Genomic DNA, 4,602 nt, shown 5'->3' on the forward strand with positions numbered 1-4,602 from the left:
ACCACCTCCCGCGCGGCGGGCGGCAGCCGACGCGCGTCCCCAACCTCGATCACACCCTGCCAACGAGCAGGCAACTCAACCGTTCCGCCTCAATACCAGTGGTGCAATTCCACTCATCCACCGCTTTGAGGGCGTGCCGCTGCGACTCCATGAGGATGTGGCGCCAGCGAGCGTATGCCATGTCGTACGTCCTTCTCGTCCATAAGAAGGGTCACACCAGCGGCCGTATCAGCACAAGCACAATTCTCATAGCCAACGGCACCACTTAACACCTCCGCCGCATGGGTTGCGCCCCCGCCCCTCATGCGACCACGACGTCCGACCACTGCGGAATGCCCCGGCAATCTCGGCACGGCCCTTGTGTTCACACTGCACGGCATCGCGACGGGCCGAAGGCCCACGGTTAGGAGGGCCGCCTGGGCTAAGGCGGCGCCTGCGTGCCTCATAACGGCCTCTGCCTCTGCCCGACCTTGAAGGGCGTGAAGTCGCTCCGACAGTCGCCGGCACCGAACGTCGTCGGCCGGAACTTGAGCAATGGATCACCGCCCTCCTACGGAAACAGCGGTGCCCCACAACAGTGTTGCGGGGCACCAGGTGCGACTACCGGAGGGCCGCCGCGCGTGTGCGCAGGAGGTCGTTGAGGACGCGCACAGGAGACCTCGGGCAAATGACCAGGCGGGCGTCGAGCGCTGCCTCCCACTGCCGGGTCAGGCCGAGCATGAGGCGTTCTCGCATGCCACGAGTGACGTGGGCGTAGCGCGCCGACACCGAGCCGTCGATGTGGCCCATGCGTTCGTCCATGAGGACCTTCTCGGTGCCGAGGTCCTCCATCATCGTCCGGTGGGTGTGGCGGAGGCCGTGGGGCGTGAGGCCCTTGGCGATCGGAAGCCAGCAGGCATCCGCCCGAGCTGCTGCCCCTCGGCCTCGGGCTGGGATGCCAGGCCATGGCTCGCCGAGGATCGGCACCGGGCGGGCCTCCTGCGGAGCCTTCTTCGGATACCAGCCGGAGACGGCTGGGGTAAACAGCCAGGTGGCGAAGCCGTTTCGGCGCCAGTGGGCCGCGTGCTCCGACGTGGTGCCGCCCCGTATGAACCCGAGCTCCGCGATGGCGAGTTCGACGCGAATGCGGGTGTCCTCGCGTACGCGGTCGGGGTGGTTGAGGACGTTCGAGACCGTGCCGGTGGAGACTCCAGCGCGGCGTGCGACGTCGACTAGCTTCGCGCCCTGGTGGCCGCCGGTGCGGGCAGCGCCCTGGCCGCGGAAGACATACGTCCTGCCGTGGCAGGGGCAGGGGGTCGGCTTCGTACGGGCGATGTGGTTGACGACCAGGGCGGACAGCCAGTCCATCGAGTCGATGGTGCGGTAGCTGTCATCCTTGGGTGGGCAGCGGACCAGCTCGCCGGTGTCCAGCTCGTATAGCTGCCACTCCACACGGAAGGCGTCCGGGCGCACGAACTCCGTTTCCAGGCCCACGATTTCGCCCCACCGCTTGCCTGTGTAACCCTTGAGGACCGTAGCGACGAACTCGTCGTCGCGGCCGGAGAGCAGGGCCGCCCGCTCGGCGGTGAGCAGGATGCCGAGCGCGTCGGTGACGACCTTCTCCGGGCCCCGGTCGCGGGAGCGGCCGGCGCGCTTGCCCCGTCCACGCCGCCTGGCCGCCGGGTTCGACGTGATCAGACCCTCGTCGATCGCGTCCTCGAAGATCAGGTGGAGCGTCGCGCGCCACGTCTTGACGCTGGAGGCCGCGTACGCAGCCCGCTCCTTCTTCTCCCACAGCTCGACGTCCGTACGCAGGATGCCCGCGAGCGCCTTGTCCTCGAAGTCGAGGAGCAGGTGCTCCTCGATGTGGCGCTTGTAGTTCTGCATCGTCGAGGCGGCCAGGTCCTGGGCGGCGTACCAGCGGCTCGCGTACTCGCCGAAGGTTTCCTGGCCGAGGCCCGGATCGCGCCACTGGCCACGGCGAACGGTCACCTCTTCGGCGTCTGCGGCCTGCTTGGCCTCGCGCTTGGTGGCGAACTTGACCACGGCGCCCGTGGAATCGGCGACGGTGCCGTACTTGCCGTCCTCGATCTTGTAACGGCCACGCCAGTAGCCGCTGCGCTTCTCTGCGTACCCCACAGATTTCCCTCCCTTCTGTCGTGTGGGGTGCGTTAAGCAGCGGTTCCGTACTGGGACTTGGCCATCCGGCGCGGCGGCCGGGCCTGGAGCCGGACGGTGGGCACAGCCGCATCAGGCCGGTGCCGAGCAGGAGGCTTGCGCGTCGGCGCAGCAGCGACGCCAGGGCGCTGCGCATTCACGGCTGGGCGCTCTTCGTGCATGCGGATGATCTCCACGAGGTGCTCGTCCGAGAAGCGGTAAGCACGGCCGACGCGGGTGAACGGGATGAGCCGGCGGCGAGCTCGGTCCTTGACCCACCAAGCGGAGCAGCCGAGTACGGCGGCGACTTCCTCGGGGACGTAGAGGCGCGGCAGGCCGGCCTCGGCGGGCGAAGTCGGTTCGGAGGCAGGGGTTATCGCGGGTTGGCGCAAGGGGTGGGTCCTCTTCTGGCGGGTATAGGGCGCGGCAACGCCGACTCGCCGGTCAATCGCTAGGGATGTGGGTGGTGCCCGGCTTGGGGGTTTGCGGGTCCAGGTCGGGAGGGGGTGCCGGAAGCTATGCCTCGTCGGTGGGGTGGCCGTCGCGGTCACCGGACGGAGGGCCATGCATCTTCAGCATGGTCTTGCTGGCCTCCTCCGCGATGGCGCTCTGGACCATGAGGTCGGCTTCCTCACGGATGTCGGGGTGCTCGGCGAGGTAGGTGTCGAGCGCGTCGCGTGCCTCCGTGAAGGCCATGTTGGCTCTCTGGGTCGCGCGGAACGCGTCCACGACCTCGTCGATGAGCTCCATGGCGCGGGCCTTGGCCGCCAGCTGCGGTGGCCCGATGAGATTGCGCAGGTCGATGCCGAGGACTTCGGCGAAGCCGATGGCGTCGTCGAGGTTGATGCGGCGCTTCCCGTTTTCGATCCGCCAGACCGCGGACGGGTTCATCTCGAAGCCGGCCTCGTTGAGCCGGTCGGACAGCGCGTTGGTGCTCCAGCCGCGGGCCTCACGCTCCACCCGGATGCGGGTTGCGACGTTCGCCTCGCCGCTGAGCAGGACGCCCTCGGACGGTTCTTCCTCTGCCACCGGCACCTCCTTCCGTTCGTAGCGATGCACTGCGGTTTGCAGCACAGCCTAAACAGTAGCATCGCCACTGCGAGATGCAAAAGACTTCTGCGATCTGCAATTCCTGTGGCATAGTGGTGGCACCCCCACCCCACCGACCTCAGGAGTCCGCACGCCCGCACGTCACATGAAAGAAGCCCCCGGCGATGCCGGGGGCTCAAGCGCAAACCTCTCAACCGCCATCCCTAGCGATCAACCTGCGGAGTCCGGGATTGCCGTCCCATATGGCCCGCAAGCAGAGGAGCTGATGCACAGTATGACCGATGCCCAGCCGAACACGCCATCCCTTCCCGACGGCTCCAGCACGTCGTGGCCCCCAGTCGCCGTCCCCGGCCAGCCGTCCGGCGCCGCTGCACCTTCGGCGCTGGTCGGCTCGGAGGACGTGGACGTCGTACGCCAGATCACTGCCGCATTTAGCGCAGCCGACGAACGCCTCGGCGGCGGCCACGGCCTGACCACCGTCACCGCCTACCTCGCCGACACCGCCGCCCCCATGCTCCGCGGACGCTTCACCACCGAACCCTTACGCCGGGCCGCCTTCGGCGCCGTTGCCGAACTCGCCTACCTGGCAGGCTGGAAGCACCACGACCTCGGTCAGGAAGGCGCCGCCCAGCGCTACTACCGCGTCGGCTACCAGCTCGCCTGCGAAGCCGATCCGCACGGCCACGCCGCCTGGATGATGCGCGCACTCGCCCACCAGGCGCTCAGCCTCAAGCAACCCCACCACTGCATCGACCTCGCCGAAGCAGCTCTCGGTCAGGGAACCGGTCACATCGACGGAAAGACCGAAGCCCTGCTCCACATCACGCACGCCCGCGCCTACGCGGCCACCAACGAGAAGCCCGCTGCTGCACGCGCCCTGCTCGCCGCCGAAGACGCCCTCCTGCGCGACGACGGTCCCCAGCCCAGCTACTCCCGCGTCAGCGGCCCGGCGGCCGGCACTGTGGCCAGCCACACCGCCCGCACCCTGACTGACCTCGCCGATCACGTCGGCACCGAACAGCAGCACCGCGATGCCTTGGTGCGCTGGGACCCGGTGAAGTACAAGCGCGTCCACGCCCTGACCTACGCCGACCTGGGCGACAGCCTCGCCGCCCAGGCCCGAGCCGACGAGGCCGTCGCCGCTTGGTCACAGGCTCTGACGCTCATGGAGGGCATGACCTCCGACCGCACCCGCAAGGCGATCACGTCGCTGCGGTCCACTCTCGCGATCTATCAGCGCCGCAAGGTACCCGGGGCTACCGAACTCGCCCGCCGTGCACGCGAAGCACTCGCCTAACATGCCCAGCAGCCGGCCGATGAAGGGAGAGCAATGCTCATGACCTGTGGATCGATGTCGGGGAGACACGCGAAGGGCGTACCTTCCCGAATGATCCTGTGATGGTCATCGAGTAGGCC

Annotated in this window: 3 protein-coding genes and 1 pseudogene; 1 reads left to right on the top strand and 3 read right to left on the bottom strand. The window is 68.3% G+C overall.

All coding sequences use genetic code 11. The features are described 5' to 3' along the window. Positions 1–600 precede the first annotated feature (600 nt). From ABZV31_RS37995 to ABZV31_RS38005, 3 genes are all read right to left on the bottom strand, one after another. Positions 601–2,118, bottom strand: coding sequence for a LacI family DNA-binding transcriptional regulator (locus ABZV31_RS37995; RefSeq protein ID WP_355901421.1), 1,518 nt, complete (start codon positions 2,116–2,118; stop codon positions 601–603). 32 nt (positions 2,119–2,150) lie between these two features. Continuing rightward, complete coding sequence (locus ABZV31_RS38000) at positions 2,151–2,528, bottom strand: helix-turn-helix domain-containing protein (protein ID WP_355901423.1); 378 nt, start codon at positions 2,526–2,528, stop codon at positions 2,151–2,153. Positions 2,529–2,652: 124 nt separating this feature from the next. Then, positions 2,653–3,165 (bottom strand): helix-turn-helix transcriptional regulator, encoded by a 513-nt coding sequence (locus ABZV31_RS38005; RefSeq protein ID WP_355901425.1) that lies wholly within the window; start codon positions 3,163–3,165, stop codon positions 2,653–2,655. Positions 3,166–3,562: 397 nt separating this feature from the next. Between ABZV31_RS38005 and ABZV31_RS38010 the strand changes: the two are divergent. After that, a pseudogene (locus tag ABZV31_RS38010) lies at positions 3,563–4,483 on the top strand (tetratricopeptide repeat protein); the annotation flags it as partial. Between the last annotated feature and the right edge of the window lie 119 nt (positions 4,484–4,602).

The sequence above is a fragment of the Streptomyces sp. NPDC005202 genome (genome assembly GCF_040608235.1).
Lineage (GTDB): Bacteria > Actinomycetota > Actinomycetes > Streptomycetales > Streptomycetaceae > Streptomyces.